The 20,900-nt window shown below is 71.6% G+C and carries 20 protein-coding genes; 10 read left to right on the top strand and 10 right to left on the bottom strand.

The window, feature by feature from the left end:
- Positions 1-43: 43 nt before the first annotated feature.
- From ACQEWB_RS45955 to ACQEWB_RS45920, 8 genes are all read right to left on the bottom strand, one after another.
- Positions 44-874, bottom strand: coding sequence for an NAD(P)-dependent oxidoreductase (locus ACQEWB_RS45955; RefSeq protein ID WP_432842248.1), 831 nt, complete (start codon positions 872-874; stop codon positions 44-46).
- Positions 874-1,401, bottom strand: a complete 528-nt coding sequence (locus tag ACQEWB_RS45950) for a DoxX family protein (protein WP_432842246.1) — start codon at positions 1,399-1,401, stop codon at positions 874-876. Before ACQEWB_RS45950 ends, ACQEWB_RS45955 begins: the two co-directional genes overlap by 1 nt.
- On the bottom strand, positions 1,398-2,306 hold the full coding sequence (locus ACQEWB_RS45945; RefSeq protein ID WP_432842244.1) for an alpha/beta fold hydrolase: 909 nt from the start codon (positions 2,304-2,306) through the stop codon (positions 1,398-1,400). The genes ACQEWB_RS45950 and ACQEWB_RS45945 overlap by 4 nt, the downstream gene beginning before the upstream one ends.
- Positions 2,303-3,961, bottom strand: a complete 1,659-nt coding sequence (locus ACQEWB_RS45940; protein WP_432842242.1) for a thiolase C-terminal domain-containing protein — start codon at positions 3,959-3,961, stop codon at positions 2,303-2,305. The genes ACQEWB_RS45945 and ACQEWB_RS45940 overlap by 4 nt, the downstream gene beginning before the upstream one ends.
- An 18-nt stretch (positions 3,962-3,979) precedes the next feature.
- The gene (locus tag ACQEWB_RS45935; protein ID WP_432842240.1) at positions 3,980-5,341 is read right to left on the bottom strand and encodes a cytochrome P450; all 1,362 of its coding nucleotides are present in this window, start codon (positions 5,339-5,341) and stop codon (positions 3,980-3,982) included.
- 12 nt (positions 5,342-5,353) lie between these two features.
- On the bottom strand, positions 5,354-5,545 hold the full coding sequence (locus ACQEWB_RS45930; RefSeq protein WP_432842238.1) for a ferredoxin: 192 nt from the start codon (positions 5,543-5,545) through the stop codon (positions 5,354-5,356).
- Positions 5,546-5,580: 35 nt separating this feature from the next.
- Complete coding sequence (locus ACQEWB_RS45925; RefSeq protein WP_432842236.1) at positions 5,581-6,441, bottom strand: mycofactocin-coupled SDR family oxidoreductase; 861 nt, start codon at positions 6,439-6,441, stop codon at positions 5,581-5,583.
- A gap of 61 nt (positions 6,442-6,502) precedes the next feature.
- Positions 6,503-7,318: an NAD(P)-dependent oxidoreductase gene (locus ACQEWB_RS45920; RefSeq protein ID WP_432842234.1), complete on the bottom strand. Its 816-nt coding sequence runs from the start codon at positions 7,316-7,318 to the stop codon at positions 6,503-6,505.
- Between the two features lie 198 nt (positions 7,319-7,516).
- On the opposite strand from ACQEWB_RS45920, the gene ACQEWB_RS45915 reads away from it, so the two are divergent.
- Positions 7,517-8,728, top strand: a complete 1,212-nt coding sequence (locus ACQEWB_RS45915) for a CaiB/BaiF CoA transferase family protein (protein WP_432842232.1) — start codon at positions 7,517-7,519, stop codon at positions 8,726-8,728.
- 61 nt (positions 8,729-8,789) lie between these two features.
- Here the strand turns inward: ACQEWB_RS45915 and ACQEWB_RS45910 are convergent, their stop codons facing one another.
- Positions 8,790-9,704 (bottom strand): LysR family transcriptional regulator, encoded by a 915-nt coding sequence (locus ACQEWB_RS45910; RefSeq protein WP_432842230.1) that lies wholly within the window; start codon positions 9,702-9,704, stop codon positions 8,790-8,792.
- A 143-nt stretch (positions 9,705-9,847) separates the two neighbouring features.
- Here ACQEWB_RS45910 and ACQEWB_RS45905 point away from each other — a divergent pair, with 143 nt between their 5' ends.
- The 3 genes from ACQEWB_RS45905 to ACQEWB_RS45895 all read left to right on the top strand — a co-directional run bounded on the left by ACQEWB_RS45905 (position 9,848) and on the right by ACQEWB_RS45895 (position 12,747).
- Positions 9,848-11,089, top strand: a complete 1,242-nt coding sequence (locus ACQEWB_RS45905; protein ID WP_432842228.1) for an MFS transporter — start codon at positions 9,848-9,850, stop codon at positions 11,087-11,089.
- A gap of 66 nt (positions 11,090-11,155) precedes the next feature.
- Complete coding sequence (locus ACQEWB_RS45900; RefSeq protein WP_432842226.1) at positions 11,156-11,992, top strand: TauD/TfdA dioxygenase family protein; 837 nt, start codon at positions 11,156-11,158, stop codon at positions 11,990-11,992.
- A complete protein-coding gene (locus tag ACQEWB_RS45895) occupies positions 11,989-12,747 on the top strand; it encodes an SDR family NAD(P)-dependent oxidoreductase (protein WP_432842224.1) in 759 nt (252 codons plus the stop codon). The genes ACQEWB_RS45900 and ACQEWB_RS45895 overlap by 4 nt, the downstream gene beginning before the upstream one ends.
- A gap of 83 nt (positions 12,748-12,830) precedes the next feature.
- On the opposite strand, the gene ACQEWB_RS45890 is transcribed toward ACQEWB_RS45895, so the two are convergent.
- Positions 12,831-13,559, bottom strand: a complete 729-nt coding sequence (locus ACQEWB_RS45890; protein WP_432842222.1) for an enoyl-CoA hydratase/isomerase family protein — start codon at positions 13,557-13,559, stop codon at positions 12,831-12,833.
- Positions 13,560-13,717: 158 nt separating this feature from the next.
- Here ACQEWB_RS45890 and ACQEWB_RS45885 point away from each other — a divergent pair, with 158 nt between their 5' ends.
- The 6 genes from ACQEWB_RS45885 to ACQEWB_RS45860 all read left to right on the top strand — a co-directional run bounded on the left by ACQEWB_RS45885 (position 13,718) and on the right by ACQEWB_RS45860 (position 20,875).
- The gene (locus tag ACQEWB_RS45885; RefSeq protein ID WP_432842220.1) at positions 13,718-15,271 is read left to right on the top strand and encodes an AMP-binding protein; all 1,554 of its coding nucleotides are present in this window, start codon (positions 13,718-13,720) and stop codon (positions 15,269-15,271) included.
- Between the two features lie 38 nt (positions 15,272-15,309).
- Entirely contained in the window at positions 15,310-16,488 is a 1,179-nt protein-coding gene (locus tag ACQEWB_RS45880) for an amidohydrolase family protein (RefSeq protein ID WP_432842218.1), read from the top strand.
- On the top strand, positions 16,485-17,918 hold the full coding sequence (locus ACQEWB_RS45875; protein ID WP_432842216.1) for a FadD3 family acyl-CoA ligase: 1,434 nt from the start codon (positions 16,485-16,487) through the stop codon (positions 17,916-17,918). Before ACQEWB_RS45880 ends, ACQEWB_RS45875 begins: the two co-directional genes overlap by 4 nt.
- A 49-nt stretch (positions 17,919-17,967) precedes the next feature.
- Positions 17,968-18,234 (top strand): hypothetical protein, encoded by a 267-nt coding sequence (locus tag ACQEWB_RS45870; RefSeq protein ID WP_432842214.1) that lies wholly within the window; start codon positions 17,968-17,970, stop codon positions 18,232-18,234.
- A gap of 248 nt (positions 18,235-18,482) precedes the next feature.
- Positions 18,483-19,688: an MmgE/PrpD family protein gene (locus ACQEWB_RS45865; protein ID WP_432842212.1), complete on the top strand. Its 1,206-nt coding sequence runs from the start codon at positions 18,483-18,485 to the stop codon at positions 19,686-19,688.
- Entirely contained in the window at positions 19,685-20,875 is a 1,191-nt protein-coding gene (locus ACQEWB_RS45860; protein ID WP_432842210.1) for a CaiB/BaiF CoA transferase family protein, read from the top strand. The genes ACQEWB_RS45865 and ACQEWB_RS45860 overlap by 4 nt, the downstream gene beginning before the upstream one ends.
- The last annotated feature ends 25 nt before the right edge of the window (positions 20,876-20,900 follow it).

The following is a 20,900-nucleotide window of genomic DNA, read 5'->3' as shown; positions in this document are numbered from 1 at the left end:
CACAACGAGCCCGCAGACGATCAGCGGCCCACCCCGGCCACCCTCAACCGACCTTCGGGCGCTCCTGGTTCATCAGCGCCAGCGCGGCACCGGCCGCCGAGGTGACGATCTCCGCCTCGGCCCCGGCGGACGCGGCCACGTCGGTGACCAGCCGGACGTCCTTCCGCAGCAGGGGCGCGGCGTGGGTGGCGAAGCGGTCCAGGGTGCCACCGGCGGCCGCCACCCTGTTCATCGCGAAGCTGCCCGCGCTCCCGTTCGCGAGGACCTGGGCCAGCGCGGCCTGGTCGATCGCGAGGTCCCGCCCGAGGGAGAGGGTGTCGGCGGCGGTGGCCAGGTTGGCCGTGAACAACAGGTTGTTGAGAAGTTTGGCCAACTGGCCCGTGCCCAGCGGGCCCATGTGGACGACCGGGTTGCCGAAGGTCGCGAACACCGGCCGGCAGTAGGCCACCGTGCCGGACTCGCCGCCGGCCATCACCACGAGCTTCCCCTCGGCCGCCGCCGGTCCTCCCCCGCTGACCGGCGCGTCGATCAGCGTGACGCCGTGGGTGCGGGCCCGGTCGGCGAGGCGACGGCAGGTGTCCGGGTGGACGGTGCTGTGGATGGCGACGACTCCGCCCTTGCGCAGTCCGGCCAGGACGCCGTGCTCGCCGGTGAGCACCTCCTCGACGTCCGCGTCGTCGACGACGCAGACGCACACCAGGTCGCTGTTCACCGCCAGTTCGGCGGGCGAGGCGGCCCGTTTGGCGGCAGTGTCCGCGAAGGGGACGAGGCTCGCGGGGCGGCGGGCCCACAGGGTGGTCTCGTAGCCCGCGTCGATGATCCGGCGGGCCATGGGAGCACCCTGACTGCCCAGTCCGATGAAACCGACGCGCATCAACTGGCCTCCTGCTCAACGGGGTTCGGGGCCGGCGCGGGCTTCGGGCGCCAGAAGGTGGCGAGCAGACCGGCGGTCCCGGCCACGCCCACGCCGAGCGCGATGCCGCCGCCGGCCCAGCCGGTCATGTCGATGCCGGCCGCCTCGTCCAGCGACGCGCTCCCCGGGCCCAGTACGGCCAGCGCCAGGGACACCACGGCGAGCGTGAGGACGTACTCGTAACCCTCTTTGAAGACGAAGAAGCCGTTGGGGCGGTGGGCGAGGACCCCCGCCACCAGCATCACCGAGATGACGGCCGCGCAGGCCAGCGGGGTGAACAGGCCGATCAGGAGGAGGGCGCCCGCGCCGACCTCGGTGAGGACGCTCAGCCAGGCCTGGAGGGTGCCGTGGGTCAGGCCCAGGCCGGTGAACCAGCGGGCGGTGCCCGCGATACGGCCGCCGCCGCGCCAGTGGTTGAGGCCGTGCGCGATCATGACCACGCCCAGTACCACGCGCAGCAGCAGTGCGACGGTATCCGTCTCGTTCATCCCGCTCTCCCTTGTCGTGGAGATGCGGCGAGGTCGGCCTCCCGGACCACCGCGCACTCCTCGGCGAACGACAGCACCCTCAGGTGATAGGCCCGGGCCGAATGCCCGACGCTCAGATTGTGCCCGCCGTCCGGCTGTTCGTTGACCCGCACGCGTGGGGAGGCGGTGAACAGGGAGGCGATGTCGGCCAGGGCCTCGGGACCCGAGCTCCACACCTCCTCGTGCTCGCCCAGGCTGAACTGCACGGGCACCCGCACGCGTGCGGCCAGTTCCGGGAACTCGTACCGCCAGCCGCGCGCGGCGGACTCGTAGGCGGGCGAGGCGGCGGCGATGGCGAGGCCGCCGTGGATTCCGGGCGGGTACAACTCGCCCGTTCCCCACAGCGCGTGCCGCAGTCGGGCGCGCGCCTGGCGCAGGTCCTCGTCGCCGAGTTCCAGGAAGCTCACCGAGCGCGGGTGGTGGTGTCGTCCGGTGCCGGCGATCTCCAGGCCGAGCAGCCCGTCGCCGCGCGCGTCCGCGGCCATCCGCACGGCCAGTTCGCTGCCCGCCGAGTGGGCCAGCACGAACACGCCCGCGCCCGTGGGGCGGGAGGCGAGCAGGCGGTCGAGGGCCGCGTAGGCGAGGTCGACCCGCCGTGCGGGGTCGGTGAGTTCGCGGGCGTGGGGCAGTGAGGCACCGTAGCCGGGCCGGTCCAGGGCGATGACGGTGAAGCCGAGGCCGGCGCCGGTGCGCAGGAGGGAGAGCCGTGGGTGGCCGGGGCAGTCGAAGTACGCCGAGTCGGTCGCTCCGCCGTGCAGGGCGAGGACGACGGCCCGGGGCTGTCGTACCCAACTCGCCCGGTACGACAGCGGGATGCCGTCGATGTCGACCGCGCCGGGCACCACGTCGTGGTGGTTCTCTGTCACGTGTCCGTCCTGAGGAGCAGGACCCCGCTCGGCGCGAGCCCGCCCGTGCTGACCACCGCGACGCGCGCACCGGGCACCTGGCGTGGGCCGCCCTCGCCGCGCAGTTGGACGATCGCCTCGTGGATGAGTCCCATGCCGTGCGTGCGGCCGTGCGAGAGCTGGCCGCCATGGGTGTTGAGGGGCAGTACGCCGTCCCGGGCGATGTTCTTGCCGCCGTCCAGGAAGTCCTTCGCCTCGCCGATCCCGCAGAAGCCCAACGCCTCTATCCAGGACAGGCAGTTGAAGGAGAAGCCGTCGTAGAGCTCGGCGACGTCGACGTCGGCGGGGCGCATCGAGGTACGGGTCCACAGGTGGGCGGACTGGCCGACCGTCTGGGGTTCGTGGGTGAGGGTGCTCTGGTCCCATTCGACGCGCTCGACGAGCTGGGTGCCGACGGCCTCGACGAGGACCGGCGGCTTGGCGAGGTCGGGTGCGGTGTCGACGGCCGAGACGACGACGGCGACGGCTCCGTCGCAGGGGACGTCGCAGTCGTAGAGGCCGAAGGGTGTGGTGATGGAGCGGGCGCCCAGGTAGTCGTCCATCGTCATCGGGTCGCGGTAGATGGCGGTGGGGTTCAGGGCCGCGTTGGCGCGCTGGTTGAGGGCGATCCAGCCGAGGGTCTCGCGGGTGGTGCCGTAACGGTGCATGTGGCGCTGGGCGTTCTGGGCCAGGGTGTGGGCCGCGGAGGTGGCGCCGAAGGGCTTGAGATAGCCGGCGTCCCCACCGCTGGGCAGCGGGATTCTGCCCTGCTTGACCAGTTCGCCGTAGGTCGACTCCCACACGGTGCGGAAGCAGAGCACGTGCCGGGCGAGGCCGCCGGCCACCGCCAGCATCGCCGCGACGAGGGAGCCGCCGGGGCCGAAGGTCTCGCTGCCGCCGTTGTACCAGGTGGGGCGGATGCCGAGGGCCGATTCCAGGGCGAGGACGCCGCCTTCGGCGAAGCCGCCGAAGGCACCGGCTCCCGGGTAGGCGGCCATACCGTCGATGTCGTCGAGGGTGAGGCCGGCGTCGGCGACGGCGGCCTGGCAGGCCTGGACGGTGAGGGACAGCGGGGGCACCATCAGGCGGCGGCCGATCGGGGAGGCGCCGACGCCGGTGAGGGCGACCTTGTCCTCGAACTTCTCGGTGGTGAGCATCGGGCGTACGTGGCGCCCTACTTGCTCGGGTTCGACCTCGTCGGCGGGCAGCGGCGCCGGCTCCCCCTGTTCGGCCGTGGGGCGGAACAACGGCAGCCACACCTCCCTCGCCTGCTCGAAGACGACCTCCATCCGCATGCCGAGGGCGAGTTGCTCGGGTTCGCACTCGACGGTGTTGGTGGTAAGCCGGATCCGGGGATCGTCCTCGAGCGCGACCTGGGCGACGACGTACGGCGACGGGAGGCCGGGCGCCTTGAAACGGTGGCTGACGGTGAAGCCGATGAGCGTCGCGTACCCGGAGACCGCCCGTACGCCCAGCTCCCGTCCCCGGCAGTAGCGGCAGACCGGCTGCGGCGGGTGGATCAGGGAGCTGCACGAGGTGCACTCCTGGATGCGCAGCCGGTCGTCCGCCCCCGAGGTCCAGAAGAACTCGTTCTGGTCGGTGATCAGGGGCAGCGGGCGTCCTGGGTTTTCGGCCACCACTCGTCCTCTCCTCTTTCAGCGTGCGGTGTCGGCGCGGGCCGTCCGTACGACGGGTTCGGCCAAACGCTGTTCGTCACAGGCCCGTTGGAGTTTCTCCAGCGTCTCGTCGAGGGAGGGGCCCAGCCGCTCGCCCGGGGTGAAGGTCGCCGGAAGGTGGCGCATCCCCTGGATGATGCCGATCGTCTCGTAGTGGACGGTGCCCTCGGGGTCGCAGCGGTAGTCCGGCATACGGTCCAGCACGGCCGTCACCATCCGCTTGAACACCGTACGGGCCACGTTCGAGCCGATGCAGCGATGGATGCCGAGGCCGAAGCTGCTGTGCCGGTTGCCCTTGCGCTCCATGTCGACGCGGTCCGGGTCGGGGAAGACGGAGGGGTCGCGGTTGGCCATCGCCCAGGAGAGCCACAGTCGTTCACCCTCTTCGAAGCGTTGGCCGGCGATCTCGCAGTCCGCGGAGATCGTGCGGCCGTCGCCCGGTGCGGGGGCGTAGAAGCGCAGGAACTCCTCGGTCGCCGAGTCCAGCAGAGTGGACCGCTCGCGGCTCAGGCGGTCCCGCTCACCGGGATTCTGCCCGAGCCACTCCAGGGCGTGCGCGGTGAGGGCGGTCGTGGTGTCGAAGCCGCCGCCGATGAGCAGGGCGAGTACGCCGATGAGCTCCTCGTCGGGCGGGTTCTTCCCGTTGATGTCGGCGCGCACGAGGGCGTCGATCAGGCCGGGGCGGGGGTTCTGGCGGATCTCCACGAGCGACCCGTAGAGGGACATGCCCATGTTCCGGCTCAGTTCGGCGACCCGGGGCATGTCCGGGGAGTCGGGCGGGGTGTAGACGGAGGCGTGGGCGGGCTCGTTGTAGACCGTCCAGTCCTTGAGCGGGATGCCCATCATGGCCAGGGTGAGGACGGCCGGGACGATGTTGGCGAGGTCGTCGACGAAGTCGATACGGCCTTCCTCGATCTTCTCGTCGAGACAGGCGCGGACCACCTCGTCGACGAAGGGCACCCAGCGGGCGACGGCGGCCGGGGAGAGGTAGGGGTTGAGGGTCTGGCGGTAGTGGCGCTGCTCGGGCGGGTCCATCTCCAGGAATCCGCCCTGCGCTTCGGCGGCGCGCGGCGGGGTGGGGATGGTGATGCCCTTGTAGCCGCGCCGCTCGCCCTTCACGTCGTGGTCATTGGAGAGGAACTCGGCGGACCGGGCCAGTTCGAAGACCTCCCGGTTGCCGCTGGCCACCCAGTGGCCGCCGTGGGTGTCGGTCCAGGCGATGGGGCACCGGCTCTGCAGTTCGTGGGTGATCGCCTCGAACTCGTGACGGTATTCGGGGGTGTGCCGGTCGAAGTGCACCTGGTGCTTCTTGCGGTCGTCGTCGCTGAGTGCCTCGCTCATGGGGTTCCCTTTTCAGAAGATCTGGATGGCCCGTTCGGGGCACGAGTGCACGGCTTCCCGCACGTCCTCTTCCTGATCGGCCGGTACGTCCTCACTGACGGCCGAGGAGTGGCCGTCCACCTCGTCCAGCTGGAACGACTTCGGAGCGGTCATCCAGCAGAGCGTGTGGCCCTGGCAGCGCTCCGGATCGACGCGGACCTTCACTGCTTGCCTCCCTGTGACGGTGGGGTTCCTTCGGTTCAGCGGCGCCAGTCGTACCACTTGAGGTAGCCGCCGGCGTCCACCCGCAGCTGGGTGCCGGTGATGTAGCGGGCCTCGTCGGAGGCGAGGAAGAGCACGGCGTTGCTGATGTCGCGCGGCTCCACGAACCGGACCGGCATGGCCTGCTGGACGGCGAAGGCCGGCTCTGCGTCCTCGCGGGTGGGGTGTTCGAGGTCGGGCCGGAAGGACTCGTACATCGAGTCGTTCTGCAGCATGTGGGTGTCGACGTTGGTGGGGTGCACGACGTTGGCCCGCTGGTTCAACGGGGCCAGGTTGCGGGCGAGTTCGTGGACGTACTCCGACAGGGCGCGCTTGGCGAAGGCGTATCCGGCGCCGCCCGGGTTGTTGCCCGGCTCCTGGACGATGCCGAAGTCCATGAGGGCGGCGGTGGAGCCGGTGGCGATGACGGAGGCGAACTCGCGCAGGTGGGGCAGCGAGACCTGGATGGTGTTGATGGTGCCGATCAGGTCGACGTCGATGGCGTCGCACCAGGCCTGCATCTTGGGCTCGCCGCGCAGCGGGGCGATGCCGGCCTGCGCCACCACGATGTCCAGGCCGCCGAACTGGTCGAGGCCGGTCTGCAGCGCGTCGCGCAGCTGGGCGGTGTCCCGGACGTCGGCCTGGAGGGCGACGACCTTGCGGCCCTGCTTCTCGACGAGCCGGGCCGTCTCCTTCAGGTCCTCGGGGGTGGCCATCGGGTAGCGGACCGTCTCGAAGTCGCGGCAGATGTCGACCGCGATGATGTCGGCGCCCTCCTCGGCCAGCCGTACGGCATGACTGCGCCCCTGCCCACGTGCCGCGCCGGTGATGAACGCGACCTTCCCATCGACTCGTCCCATCGGGGGTTCCTTCCTTTGTGGTTGTTCCACGGCCCCGGGGTGTTCCTCCGGGGCCGCAAGCTCAGCCCGTGCCGGCCGGTGCGACGGCGTCGGACAGGGCGTCGAGGGCGGGGGCGAGGGCGCCGAAGTCCGCGCCCAGCTGTTCCGCGACCGCGCGCACCACGTCGAGGTCCTTGCCGAGGAACTCCCTTGTCGCGCGGGCGAATCCGGTGACCGAGCCATGGCGTACGACGCCGGCGAGCGCTCGACTCGAGGCGCTGCCGTGCGTGAGGGCGTCCAGCAGCAGGCTCTCGTCGAGGCCCAGCTCTCCGCCGAGGCGGACCGCGTGGGCCAGCAGTCCGATCTGGGCCGCGAAGACGGTGTTGTTGACGAGCTTCACCCGCTGTCCCGCGCCGAGCGGGCCGACGTACAGGACGGGGTCGCCGTAGCTGCCCAGCACGGGCCGGACGCGGGCGACGGTGTCCTCGGCGCCACCGACGAAGAGGGTGATGCGGCCGGCGGCGATGTCGTGCGGGCCGCCGCTGACCGGTGCGTCGACCACCTCGACGCCGCTGCGCTCCCCCCGGGCGGCCACGGCTTCGGCGGTCTGTGGGCTTCCGGTGGTGTGGAGGACCAGGACGGCTCCGGCGGGCATGGTGTCCAGCAGTCCGCTGTCGAGGCAGACCTCGCGCACCTGCTCGTCGGTGTGCACGCATACCAGGACGGCGGCGGCGCCTTCGCCGACCTGCGCGACCTCCGGGACGACCAGGGCGGGTTCCCGCTCCAGCGAACCGCGGGACTCGGCGGTCCGGCCCAGGACCCGGACCTCGTGACCTGCCTCGGCGAGCCGACGCACCATGGGCAGGCCCATGCGGCCGGCGCCCACGACTCCGATCACAAGAATCTCCCTTCCGAATGCGAGAACCATACTTTCACCGATGGGCGGCCGGAAGTCCCGCGCGGAGACTTTGTGTCACGGCGCGACACATGATGACGCGGCGGTTCCGAGGCCGTGACGCCAATCAGTCGCGCCGCTATGGTTCTCAAATCGGAGAACTTCATTTTCACGGCAGGGACGGGAAAGGGAGTGCGTCGGATGAGCAGTGGCCCGCTGGACGGCATACGGGTCCTGGAAGTGGCGATGTACGGGTTCGTCCCGTCCGCCGGAGCGGTGCTCGCCGACTGGGGCGCGGACGTCGTCAAGGTCGAGCACGCCGTCAACGGCGATCCGCAGCGCGGGCTGCGGCAGACCGGCGCGTTCAAGGTGGAGGGGGATCCCAACCCCAACATCGAGCACGCGAACCGGGGCAAGCGCAGTATCGGCATCGACATGGCACGGCCCGAGGGCAAGGAGGTCCTGTACGACCTGGCCCGGGGGGCGGACGTGTTCCTGACCAGCTTCCTGCCGTCGGCGCGGCGGAAGTTCGGCATCGACGTGGACGACATCCGCGAGGTCAATCCGCGGATCGTGTACGCCCGCGGCAGCGGGCTGGGCCCGCGCGGCCGGGAGGCGGACAAGGGCGGGTACGACATGACGGCGTTCTGGGCCCGCGCGGGTACGGCGGCCAGCCTGACGCCTCCCGGTGTCGAGGGCATGGTCCCGCCCCCGGGGCCCGCCTACGGCGACACCATCTCCGGCACCAACCTCGCCGGGGGCATCGCGGCGGCCCTGCTCAAGCGCGAGCGGACCGGCGAGGCCCCGGTCGTGGACGTCTCCCTGCTCGGCAGCGGCGTGTGGGCCCTGGGGCACGGCATCGCCCTCTCCCTCCACCTCGACAAGCCCATGGTCGCGCCGCCGCTGGGCGGCCACGGCTCGCCCACCAACCCGCTGTCGGGGCTGTACCGCACGGCCGACGGCCGCTATCTGGCGTTCGTGATGATGCAGCCGGGCAAGTTCTGGGCGGACGTGTGCCGGCACATCGACCGGCCCGAGCTGGCCGAGGACCCGCGTTTCGCGAGCGGTGCGGACATCGCGGCCAACACCGAGGAGGCGGTCAAGATCCTGCGGGAGGTGATCGCCACCCGCACGCTGGCCGAGTGGAGCGAGCGGTTCGCCACGCTGGCGGGGCCGTGGGCCCCGGTGCAGGACTCACTTCAGGTCGGCTCGGACGCCCAGGTCAGGGCGAACGAGTACCTCGTCCGGGCCGGGGAGCTCGAACTGGCCGCGAATCCGGTGCAGTTCGACGTGACCGCGCCGCAGCCGGGCCCCGCGCCGGAGTTCGCGGCGCAGACCGAGGAGATCCTGCTGGAGCTGGGGCTGGACTGGGAGCGGATCCTGGCGCTGAAGGCGGCGGGGGCAGTGACATGACGGCCGCGTACGGCATGACGTAGGGCTGATGTACAGCCTGATGTACGGGTCGGCGTAAGAGCTATTGCGCCCACTTCGGCGTCCAGGTGTCCTTGCCGGACCGTGGTGAGCCGAGGTGGGCGCGGAGCAGGGCGAGCGCCGGGTGCGGGTTGTCGGTGCGCCAGATCAGTGAGTGCGGATACACCGGCGTCGGGCCGTGCATGGGGATGCGGCGCAGGTCGTGGCCGGCCGGCCAGACCATGCGGGTCTGCTCGCCAACGAAGGTCGCGAGGTGCGGGGAGTCCGCGATCGTGTCGAGGAGCGGCTCGGCGCCGAAGTCGGGGCCGGTGACCTCGATGGTGATCCCGAACTCGGCCCCGAGATCGTCGTAGAAGTCGGCCCACTCGGTGCCGGCGTCGTTGCCGGGCATCCAGAGCCGGTGCCCGGACAGCTGCGCCGGAGTGATCGTGCGGGCGGCGGCGAGCGCGTGGGCGGGGCCGGTGAGGAGTTGCACGGGTTCGTCGTGGACGCGGGCGCTCTCGACGCCGTCGGGAAGCCGGCGTGCCGTGAGCGCCCGGAAGGACGCATCAATCGTGCCGGAGCGGACCGCGGAGATCGCCGCGTCGGCGTCGAAGAGGGTCACCACGTCGAGAGCGGCCTCGGGGTGGGCGCGGTGGAAGTCCCGTACCAGGTCGGCCGGTGCGAGCCGGCGGCCGATAACGTCGACCCGCAGGGCCCGGCGGCCGGGGCGCACGGAGGCCGCGGCCCGCTCCTCGGCACGTAGGAGCTCGCGGGCGTGCGGCAGGAAGACCTGTCCGTCGACGGTGAGCCGCGCCCCGCGCGCGGTACGCGTGAACAGCCGCGCCCCGAGGTCCTTCTCCAGCGCGGCGACCCGCTTGGAGACGGCCTGCTGGGTCACGTCCAGGGCGAGGGCGGCCTCCCGGAACTGTCCGGCGTCCGCGACGGCCACGAAAGTGCGCACTGCGTCGAGATCCACGGGCCCCTTTCTACACGTCCGCCGAGCCCCCGGCCTCACAACTTGTAGTTGTACGGCGCCGAGTGTGTCGGTTGTTTGCCCGCGCGCCTCGCGACCGGCTTTGATGTCGCCGGTCGGCATTCGGGCGGGGTGGGGAGACGGGCATGCGGGGCGGGCGATCGCTGGGGCGGCGGTTCGGTTGGCTGTGGACGGCGTACGCCGTGAGCGCGCTCGGGACCTGGCTCGCCTTCGACGCGTTCTCGCTGATCGCGGTGATCGTGCTGCACGCCGGGGCGACCGAGGTGGCGGTGCTGTCGGCGGCCGGGCTCGCGGTGGGGGCGGTCGTGGCGACGCCGCTCGGGCCGTGGATGGAGTTCCGGCGCAAGCGACCGGTGATGATGACCATGGACCTGGTCCGTTTCGCGGCACTGCTCACCGTCCCGGCCGCCTTCGCGCTCGGCGGGCTCACCTTCGTACAACTTCTGGTTGTGTCGGTGGTCGTCGGAGCGGCCGACATCAGCTTTACGGCGGCCGGCGGGGCCTTCCTCAAGTCGCTGCTGCCGCCGGAGGACCTGCTGGCCGCGAACGCACGCTTCGAGGCGACCCAGTGGACCGCGACCATCCTGGGGCCGCCGCTGGGCGGGGCCGCGATGGGGCTGCTGGGACCGGTGACGACCGTGCTGGTCAACGCGGTCAGCTTCGTGCTGTCGGCGCTCGGCATCCGGGCCATCGGCGGGACCGAGTCGCATCCTGAGCGGAAGGGCCGGGCACAGGCCGGCGGGCTGCTGGAAGGCTGGCGGTACATCCTGGCCCATCCGGTGCTGCGGCCGCTGTTCTTCAACACCGCGCTGTACAACGCCCTGATCATGGTGTCGCTCCCGCTGCTCGCCGTGCTGATGGTGGGCGATCTCGGGTTCAGCGCCTGGCAGTACGGCCTGGCCTTCTCCGCACCCAGCCTCGGCGGCCTGGTCGGCTCGTGGCTGGCCCGCCGGCTCGTGCCGCGCTTCGGGGAGCGCCGGGTGCTGCTCACCTCGGGGTGGCTGCGCGCCTGCTGGCCGATCGGCCTCGCCTTCGTCGGGCCCGGTACGGCGGGACTGGTGCTCGTCATGGTCGTGGAGCTGGGCGTGATCACGTCCTGCGCCGTCTTCAACCCGGTGTACGCCACCACGCGCCTGCGGCGGACGGACCCGGACCGGGTGGCCCGCACGCTCTCCGCATGGTCGGTCACCAACAAGGCGACGACCGCGGGGATGACCGCCCTGTGGGGCGTGCTGGCGGGGGTGACCGGCCCCCGCGCGGCGATCGCGATCGCGGGTGTCCTCGTCCTGGCCACACCGCTGCTGCTCCCCCGCCGGATCGAGCCCGTCCCGGAGATGGCGCAGCTGCGGGCGGACGGAGTACGCTGACCCGAAAACGCCATTCTCTATTACAGAGAAGGCGCTTGACGGAATCGAGAGAAGGGCCGCACCCGAATGCCCGTCACCGTCACCGAACCCACCCCCGCCACCGGCGTGGAGATCACCGGGCTCTCCGGGAGCCGGCTGGTCGACCGGGGCGTCGCCGAGGAATGCCTGGCCGCGCTGGAGCGGCGCGGGGTGGTGATCTACCGCGAGGCGGACATCGACGACGACGATCTGGTCGCCTTCAGCCGCCTCCTCGGCGAGGTCGTCCCGCTGCCGATGGGCGGCCATCCGACCCACCAGGAGATCCAGCGGATCACCCGAGACCCGTCGAAGAGCCCGCTGGCCGCCTACCGCGAGTCCACCTTCCACTGGCACATCGACGGCACGACGGAGGAAGTGCCCAACAGGGCCACCCTGTTGACGGCACGGCAGATATCGGGCGAGGGGGACGGCGACACCGAGTTCGCCAACACCTTCGCCGCGTACGAGGCGCTGTCGGAGGCGGAGCGGAAGGAGCTGGACGGGCTGCGGGTCGTGCACAGCTTCACCGCCTCGCAGTTGCTGGTGACGCCGGATCCCTCACCCAAGGAACGGGCGGCCTGGGACCGGAACCCGTCCCGCGAGCACCCGCTGGTGTGGACCCGGCGCAGTGGCCGCAAATCGCTGCTCATCGGCGCGACGGCGGGTGAGGTCGTCGGCCTGCCCCCGGACGAGGGCCGCAAGCTGCTCGACCGGCTCCTCGACCACGCGACCCGGCCGGAGTTCACCCTGCGCCACCGCTGGCGCCAGGGCGACCTCGTCATCTGGGACAACACCGGGATGCTGCACCGCGCCCTGCCCTACGGCCAGGCGTCCTCCCGGCTGATGCACCGCACCTCGCTGCTCGGCCAGGAGGCGGTCGCATGAGCGAGCGGCGTACGGCCGTCGTCACGGGCGGCGGTTCGGGCATCGGGCGGGCGATCGCGCTGCGGCTGGCGGAGGACGGCTTCGCCACCGCCGTACTCGATCTGAACGGGGACTCCGCCGAGCAGGTCGCCGCGGAGGCGCGGCAGAAGGGGCACGAGGCGGTCGCCTTCGGGGGCGTCGACGTGTCCGACCGGGCGCAGGTGAACACGGCCCTGGAGCGGGTGCGGGAGACGCTGGGCGGGCCGGTGCTGGTGCTCGTCAACAACGCCGGGGTCAGCGACGTCGGGCGGTTCCTGAAGGTCAGCGACGAGACCTGGAACCGGGTCATGGCCGTGAACCTCAACGGGCCGTTCTATCTCTGCCAGGCGGTCGTGCCCGACATGCAGCAGGCCGGGTGGGGGCGGATCGTGAACATCTCCTCGTCGAGCACGCACTCGGGGCAGCCGTACATGTCGGCCTACGTCGCCTCGAAGTCCGGGCTCGTCGGGCTCACCAAGTCGCTCGCGCTGGAGCTCGGGCCGGACGGGATCACGGTGAACACCATTCCGCCGGGCTTCATCGACACCCCGATGCTGCGCGACTCGGAGGAACGCGGGCTGCTCGGCGGGTCGGTGGACCATCACGCGGAGCTCACGCCGGTACGGCGGCCCGGGCGGCCCGAGGACATCGCGGCCGCGTGCTCGTTCCTGATCTCCGAGGAGGCCGGGTACATCACCGGGCAGGTGATCGGGGTCAACGGGGGCCGGAACACCTGATCGCACCGGGCGCCCGCCCCTTCACGCGGGGCGGGCGCCGGGTCGGCCGCCGGATTCCGCGGGGAGCCGGCTTCACGCGAGGCTCATCGCCCGCTCCGCCCCCGGTTCATCACCCGGTCCGCGGCCTCCCAGTGGGCGTCCGCCGCCCACAGCCGGGCGAAGGCGTGCACCGCCTCGTCCGCCGAAGTCCCCTCGTCCATCACGCGTTTGATCTCCGCCGCCGGTCCGGTGGCGAGGGCCCGGGCGAGGGAACGCCACTCCTCGTCGAAGTCCTCCCGCGGCACGACCCGGTCGACCAGTCCGAGGCGCTGCGCCTCGGCGGCGTCGAGCACGGTCCCCGCGCCCGCGAGCATCAGCGCCCGGCCGCGTCCGACCAGGGCCGCGAGCCGTTCGGCGCCGCCCCAGGCGGGCATGATCGCGAGCGTCACCTGGTTGAAGCCGATCCTGATGTCGTCGGCGGCCACCCGGATGTCGGCGGCGACGGCGACCTCGGCCCCGCCGCCCAGCGCATGGCCGTTGAGGGCGGCGATCACGGGCGCCGGGAAGGCGGCGATACGATCGCATATGCCCCGCATCCTCCAGGCCATTGCGGCCGCGTCCTCCTCGGTGCGGATCGCGGCGAGCTCCTTGAGGTCTCCCCCGGAGACGAACGCCCGGTCCCCCGCGCCCCGGATCACCAGCGCCCGGGCGCCGGCCGCCGCGTCGAGCACCTTCTCCAGTTCGTCCATCGTGGCGAGCGAGATGGCGTTGCGGGCGTGGGGGCGGTCGATCGTGAGGACGGCCAGGCCGTCGTCCAGCGTCAGGTCGATCACTCGGCTACCCCCGCGATCAGTCGACTATCCCCGAGGGATATTGGCATTCTCCATTTTGGAGAATAGCGTATGCGCCGCTGGTCGCCGCAAGCCTCAGAGCCCGTGACATACGGCTCTCAGCCTCGAAGAGCCGCCCGCTGCACCGGAGGTAGCCGCAGATGCGAAAGATCCCCGTCGAGCTGGTCGAGCGCTATGAAGCCGAGGGCTGGTGGACCCGGGACACGATCGGTGACCTGCTGGCCCGCGGGCTGGCCGCGGCGCCGGACGTCGAGTTCCGGGTGCACTCGGCCGCCCGGCCCTGGTCCGGGACCTTCCGGGACGTGGAGCTGGTCGCCCGCAGACTCGCGGGCGGCCTGCGCGAGCGGGGCGTGGGTCCCGGTGACACGGTCGCCTTCCAGCTGCCCAACTGGATGGAGGCGGCCGCGGTGTTCTGGGCGTCGGCCTTCCTGGGGGCGGCCGTCGTGCCGATCGTCCACTTCTACGGGCGCAAGGAGGTCGGCTACATCCTCAACGCGGTCCGGCCGAGCGTCTTCGTGACCGTAGAGCGGTTCGGGCGGCTGGAGTTCCAGCCGGACCTGTGCGCCGAGGTGCCCGTCGTGGGCGTGGTGGGCCGGGACACGCCCCACCGGCAGTCCTTCGACGACCTCCTGAGCGACAAGCCCCTCACCGGCACCCTCCCCACCGACCCGGCCGGCCCGACCCTGATCGCCTTCACCTCCGGCACGACCCGCGACCCCAAGGGCGTCGTGCACAGCCACCGGACGCTCGGCCACGAGACCCGTCAGCTCGCCGCGAGCTACCCGCCGGGCCGCGGCAAGCAGCTCACCGCCGCCCCCGTCGGCCACTTCATCGGCATGGTCAACGCCTTCCTGATCCCGGTCCTGGAGGGCACGCCGGTCAACCTCACCGACGTATGGGACCCGGCCCAGGTCCTGAAGCTGATGTCCGCCCACGGACTCCACATCGGCGGCGGCGCCCCGTACTACCTCACCAGCCTCCTCGACCACCCCGACTTCACGGAGGCCCATCTGCGCCATATGCGCCACGCGGGCCTGGGCGGCTCGTCGGTGCCGGCCGCCGTCACCACCCGGCTGGCCGGCCTCGGCATCCACGTCTTCCGTGCGTACGGCAGCACCGAGCACCCCTCGATCACCTCCTCCCGGCACACCGCGCCCGAGCCCAAGCGGCTGTTCACGGACGGCGACGCGCTGCCGGGCGTGGAGATCCGGCTCGAGGAGGACGGCGAGATCCTCAGCCGCGGCCCGGACCTCTGTCTCGGCTACACCGACCCGGCCCTGACGGCGCGGGCGTTCGACGAGGACGGCTGGTACCACACGGGCGACATCGGGGAGTTGGACGAGGATGGCTACCTGACCATCACCGGCCGCAAGTCCGACATGATCATCCGGGGCGGCGAGAACATCAGCGCGCTGGAGGTCGAGGAGGTGCTCCTCGGGATGCCGGGCGTCGCGGAGGCCGCGGTGGTGGCCGCGCCCGACCCCCGGCTCGGCGAACACGCGGCCGGATTCCTGCGAATGCTGCCCGGTCACACCCTCCCCACCCTCGACGGGATGCGCGCCCACTTCGAACGGGCGGGCCTGGCCCGGCAGAAGTGGCCCGAGGAGCTGCACGGGGTCGAGGACTTCCCGCGGACCGCGAGCGGCAAGGTGCAGAAGTTCCGTCTCCGTCAGGACATTGCCGTACGCAACTGATGAGAATATGATTCTCCCAAATCGCAAAGGAGGGTCTCATGTCTTCGCGTGTGCTGCCGTATCCGCTCTTCGACGCGGACAACCACCTCTACGAGACAGAGGAGGCGCTGACCAAGTTCCTGCCGAAGCAGTACGCGGGCGCGATCGAGTACGTGCAGGTGCGCGGGCGTACGAAGATCGCGATTCTCGGTCAGATCAGCGACTACATCCCGAATCCCACCTTCGAGGTGGTCGCCCGGCCCGGCGCCATGGAGGAGTACTTCCGCGTCGGCAACCCGGAAGGCAAGTCCCGCCGGGAGATCTTCGGGGAGTCGATGCGCTCGATCCCGGCCTTCCGTGAACCGGGGCCGCGGCTGGAGCTGCTGGACGAGCTCGGCGTGCAGCGCACGCTGATGTTCCCGACGCTCGCGAGCCTCATCGAGGAGCGGATGCGGCACCATCCGGAGCTGATCCACGCCGTCATCCACTCGCTCAACGAGTGGCTGCACGAGACCTGGTCCTTCAACTACAAGGACCGCATCTTCACCACCCCGGTGATCACCCTGCCGATCGTCGACAAGGCGATCGCGGAGCTCAACTGGGCGGTGGAGCGCGGCGCGCGGGCCATTCTCGTCCGGCCGGCGCCGGTCCCGGGGTACGGCGGCTCGCGGTCGTTCGCGCTGCCGGAGTTCGACCCGTTCTGGAAGCGTGTCGTGGAGACGGGCGTGCTGGTCGCGATGCACTCCTCGGACAGCGGGTACTCGCGGTACGCCAACGACTGGGAGGGCAGCTCCGGCGAGATGCTGCCGTTCAAGTCCAACGCCTTCCGGCAGATCAACGAGTGGCGGCCGATCCAGGACGCGGTGGCGTCCTGGGTGTGCCACGGGGCACTGTTCCGCCACCCGGAGCTGAAGATCGCGCTGATCGAGAACGGTTCGTCGTGGGTGGCGCCGCTGCTGGACCAACTCGCCGACGCCTACAAGAAGATGCCGGAGCAGTTCCTCGGCAACCCGGTGGAGGCGGTCAAGAACAGCATCCACGTCAGCCCGTTCTACGAGGACAACCTGAGCGACCTCGTGGACCTCGTCGGCGTGGACCGGGTGCTGTTCGGCTCGGACTACCCGCACCCCGAGGGCCTCGCCCAGCCGACCTCGTACGTCGACGCCATCCAGGACCTGAGCCAGATCGACCAGGCCAAGATCATGGGCGGCAACCTGTCCCGGCTGATCCCGGCATGACCTGGGACACCATCCCCCGGATGGTGCTGAGCGCGGCCGACCGCTTCGGTGACGCCGAAGCGGTCGTGGACGGTGAGCTCCGGCTCACCTTCACCGGGCTCGTGGAGCGGGTACGGGTGGCGGCGGGCGCCTTCGCCGCGCTGGGGGTCGGCAGGGGCGACCGGGTGGCGATCTGGGCGCCCAACTCGGCCGAGTGGATCGTGGCCGCGTTCGGGCTGCTGACCGCGGGCGGGGTGCTGGTGCCGGTCAACACCCGGTTCAAGGCGGACGAGGCGCACGACATCATCGTCCGCAGCGGCGCCAAGGCGGTCCTGGTCCAACAGGGCTTCCTGGGGCTGGAGTTCACGGCCCCGCCGGGTGTTCCGGTGATCGACCTCAAGTCCGGCTTCCTGGCGAGCGGTTCGCCGTTCGAGCGCGAGGTGGGCGGCGACGACGTGGCCGACATCGTGTTCACCTCGGGCACCACCGGCCGGCCCAAGGGCGTCCTGATGACGCACGCGCAGACGCTCCGGCTGTACGCGGAGTGGTGCGACCTGGCCGATCTGCGGGAGGGCGACCGCTACCTGATCGTCAACCCGTTCTTCCACATCTTCGGCTACAAGGCGGGCGTCATCACCTCGCTGATCCGGGGCGCCACGATCCTGCCCGTGCCGGTCTTCGAGGTGGACCGTGTGCTGGACCTGGTCGAGCGCGAGCGGGTGACGATGCTGCCGGGGCCGCCGACGCTCTACCACTCCCTCCTCCAGGCGCAGGAGAAGGGCGGCCGGGACCTGTCCTCGCTGCGGTCCGCGGTGACCGGCGCCGCGGACATCCCGGTCGAGCTGATCCGCCGTATCCGCGAGGAACTCCCGTTCCGGTCGATCATGACGGGTTACGGCCTGTCCGAGGCCGGCACCGTCACCGCCTCCCGCCCCAGTGACTCCTTCGAGGACATCGCCACCACCGTCGGTACCCCCTGCGAGGGCGTCGAGGTGGCGATCGCCGACGACGGCGAGGTGCTGGTGCGGGGGTACAGCGTGATGCGCGGCTACCTCGACGACCCCGAGGCGACCGCGGAGGCGGTCGACGAGGACGGCTGGCTGCACACCGGTGACCTCGGCGCCCTCGGTGATCAGGGGCATCTGAGGATCGTGGGCCGCAAGAAGGACATGTTCCTGGTCGGCGGCTTCAACGCCTACCCGGCCGAGATCGAGGGCTTCCTGCTGAAACACCCGGCCGTGGCGCAGGTCGCGGTGGTCGGGGTGCCGGACGAGCGGATGGGTCAGGTCGGCAAGGCCTTCGTCGTCCGGCACGGTCCGGTGACCGAGGGAGAGCTGATCGCCTGGAGCCGTGAGCGCATGGCCGGGTTCAAGGTGCCGCGATCCGTGGAGTTCCGGGAGGAATTGCCGCTCAACGCCACGGGCAAAGTGATGAAGGACCAACTGCGATGAGGACGACGGGGGCGGCCACCACGCCCCCGCAGGCGAACGGAGATCTCCCGTGACGACGAACCAAGCTGCCGATGTTCCGGCGGACCTGTCACTCGACCGGATCGAGCGCCTCGACGACGAGATCATCGCGCTCCTCGCCCGCCGCCGTGCGATGGCCCAGGGCCTCCCGCACCCGGGCCGCGCCCGGGCCGCCGATCCGGCCTTCGCGGAGACCGTACGGGGCATAACCGGCCGGTACCGCAAGGAACTCGGCGGTGCCGGAGAGCTCGTCGCCCGGGCCGTGATGGTCCTCTGCGACCCCAGCAGGGAGTCCTGACCGGCCGCGCCCGTCACGCGCAGCAGGGAAGCCCACGCCCGCCCCGGCGTGGGCTTCCCTGCTGCGCGGCCCCCGCATTGGTGCGTACAAACCCTCGGCCGCGCGCCGATGTCGGCTGCGCCACATCCAGAGAGTGCGGCAAAACACAGTTCACCGCCGTGGGCGTGCCGTTGACCGGCTCGCGCATTTGGCCGTACAAATCTGAGAGGTCGTACGACGACCAGGCGCCGAACCTCCGGAGGGGACCCTTGACCGTCGCCCGAGCCCTCGCTCAGTGGGCCCGCGACTTCCGCGCGACGCCGGAGGACCTGGCGCTCGCGGACCGGGCCCTGGCCGACACCCTCTCCGTCGCACTGGCCGCCCGCACGCACCCGCTGCACGCCGTCACCGCTCCCCTGCCGGACGCGGCCCGCTGGGCGGCCATGGCCCATGTGCTCGACTTCGACGACCTGCACACCGACACCACCACCCACATCTCCGTGGTGACCGTCCCGGCCGTGCTGGCCGTGGGCGGGGACGCCCGTGCCTATCTGGCGGGCGCCGGGGTCATGGCCCGGCTCGGGGCGATGCTCGGCTGGGATCACTACGCGGCCGGCTGGCACGCGACCTGCACGGCCGGTGCCCCGGCCGCCGCCGTCGCGGCCGGGATCGCGCTCGGCCTCGACACGGACGGCCTCGCCACCGCGATGGCGCTCGCCGTGCCCGCCGCCGGTGGCCTCCAGGAGGCCTTCGGAACGCACGGCAAGTCGCTCCAGGTCGGTTTCGCGGCGGACGCGGGCGTACGGGCGGCGCGGCTGGCGCGGGCGGGGGCATCGGCGGAGCCGCGGGCGCTGGAGGCCTGGCTGGAGCTGGTCGGCGGGACGCCCACCACGGACTTCCCCGCCGAGCCCGCGATCCCCGGCGGACTGGCGGTCAAGCTCTTCCCCTGCTGTTACGCCATGCAGCGCCCGATCGCCGCCCTGCGCGCGGTGCGCGACCAGGTGCGCGGCGAGGTCACCGGGGTCACGGTGACGACTCCGGCCGGGACGGTTCAACCGCTCGTCCACGACCGGCCGTCGACCGGTCTGGAGGGCAAGTTCTCGCTGCCGTACGCGGTCGCGGCGGCGCTGCTGGACGACTGTCCCGGCTTCGACAGCTTCACCGATGCGGCGGTGCGCCGGCCCGAGGCGCAGAAGCTCGTCGACCTCGTGCGGGTGGAGCTGCTGCCCGGAGAGGTCGCCACCCTGCTGGACGGCCAGGTCGCGGTGAGCGTCGAGTCGGCGGGCGGCGGCGAGGTGTACACCGAGCTTGCGGTGCCGCCCGGCGCACCCGAACGGCCGCTGTCCGCCGGAGACCTGCGCGCCAAGGCCGCCGCCTGCGGCGCGGACGTACCGGCGCTGCTGCACGGACTCACCTGGGCGAGCGCGCGTGACGTGCTGCAGCGGCACTTCCCGTACGAGACCGAGGAGGCATGACCGTGCAGCGACTCCCCCTGTCCGGCATCACGGTGGTCAGCCTCGAACAGGCCGTGGCCGCCCCCTACGCCACCCGGCAGCTCGCCGACCTCGGCGCCCGCGTGATCAAGGTGGAGCGGCCGGGCGAGGGCGACTTCGCTCGCCGGTACGACACGACCGTGCACGGACACTCCAGCTACTTCGTCTGGCTCAACCGGTCCAAGGAGTCGCTCACCCTGGATCTCAAGGACCCGCGTGGGATCGAGGTCCTGCACCAACTCCTCGACGGCGCCGACGTGTTCGTACAGAACCTCGCGCCGGGCGCCGCGGACCGCCTCGGCCTCCGTGTCGACGCGCTGGCCGAGCGCTACCCGCGGCTGATCCCGTGCACGATCTCCGGATACGGCACGACCGGGCCGTGGGCCGACCGGAAGTCGTACGACCTGCTGGTGCAGTGCCAGACCGGCCTGGTCTCGCTCACCGGCACGGCCGAGGAGACCGCTCGGGTCGGCATCTCGGTCGCCGACATCGCGGCCGGGATGTACGCGTACAGCGGCATCCTGACCGCCCTGTACACGCGCGCCACCACCGGCCGGACACACCCCGTGGAGGTCTCCCTCTTCGAGGCGCTGGCCGAGTGGATGGGCCAGCCCGCCAACTACACCCGGTACGGCGGCAGTCAGCCCGCCCGCCTCGGCACCCAGCACGCGACCATCGCCCCGTACGGCGCGTTCCCCACCGCCGACGGCAGACAGGTGCTCTTCTCCATCCAGAACGAGCGCGAATGGGCCGTCCTGTGCCGGGAGTTCCTCGGCCGGCCCGAGCTGGTGGCCGATCCGCGCTTCGCCACCGGCTCCGAACGCGTCGCCCACCGCGACGAGTTGAACGCGATCGTCGCCGAGCGCCTCGCCCGCTCCGACGCCGAGGAGATCCTCAAGGACCTGGAGGAGATCGGTGTCGCGGGCGCCGGGGTCAACGACGTCGCCGCGTTCCTCGACCACCCGGTACTGGCCGCGCGCGAACGCTGGCAGGAGGTGGCCGTGCCCGGCGCCACCGTCCAGGCGCTGCTGCCGCCCGCCGACCTCGCCGGACTGCCCGCCCGGATGGACCCCGTGCCGGACGTGGGCGAGCACACCGAAGCGATCCTCACCGAGCTCGGCCGTACCCGCGACGACATCGAGGCGCTCCGCGCCGACGCCGTCATCTGACCACCACCGACTGGGAGTTGCGTGC

Source organism: Streptomyces sp. CA-249302 (assembly GCF_050936785.1).
Classification (GTDB): domain Bacteria; phylum Actinomycetota; class Actinomycetes; order Streptomycetales; family Streptomycetaceae; genus Streptomyces.
This window is presented reverse-complemented; position numbering and strand designations above follow the sequence as displayed.

Excerpts from the sequence above, each read along its gene's own strand:
- ACQEWB_RS45905 (WP_432842228.1), top strand. The coding sequence starts at position 9,848 with ATGCGGGGCGGGCGATCGCTGGGGCGGCGGTTCGGTTGGCTGTGGACG.
- ACQEWB_RS45950 (WP_432842246.1), bottom strand. The coding sequence starts at position 1,401 with ATGAACGAGACGGATACCGTCGCACTGCTGCTGCGCGTGGTACTGGGC.
- ACQEWB_RS45915 (WP_432842232.1), top strand. The coding sequence starts at position 7,517 with ATGAGCAGTGGCCCGCTGGACGGCATACGGGTCCTGGAAGTGGCGATG.
- ACQEWB_RS45875 (WP_432842216.1), top strand. The coding sequence starts at position 16,485 with ATGACCTGGGACACCATCCCCCGGATGGTGCTGAGCGCGGCCGACCGC.
- ACQEWB_RS45895 (WP_432842224.1), top strand. The coding sequence starts at position 11,989 with ATGAGCGAGCGGCGTACGGCCGTCGTCACGGGCGGCGGTTCGGGCATC.
- ACQEWB_RS45900 (WP_432842226.1), top strand. The coding sequence starts at position 11,156 with ATGCCCGTCACCGTCACCGAACCCACCCCCGCCACCGGCGTGGAGATC.
- ACQEWB_RS45955 (WP_432842248.1), bottom strand. The coding sequence starts at position 874 with ATGCGCGTCGGTTTCATCGGACTGGGCAGTCAGGGTGCTCCCATGGCC.
- ACQEWB_RS45925 (WP_432842236.1), bottom strand. The coding sequence starts at position 6,441 with ATGGGACGAGTCGATGGGAAGGTCGCGTTCATCACCGGCGCGGCACGT.
- ACQEWB_RS45935 (WP_432842240.1), bottom strand. The coding sequence starts at position 5,341 with ATGAGCGAGGCACTCAGCGACGACGACCGCAAGAAGCACCAGGTGCAC.
- ACQEWB_RS45860 (WP_432842210.1), top strand. The coding sequence starts at position 19,685 with ATGACCGTGCAGCGACTCCCCCTGTCCGGCATCACGGTGGTCAGCCTC.
- ACQEWB_RS45880 (WP_432842218.1), top strand. The coding sequence starts at position 15,310 with ATGTCTTCGCGTGTGCTGCCGTATCCGCTCTTCGACGCGGACAACCAC.
- ACQEWB_RS45885 (WP_432842220.1), top strand. The coding sequence starts at position 13,718 with ATGCGAAAGATCCCCGTCGAGCTGGTCGAGCGCTATGAAGCCGAGGGC.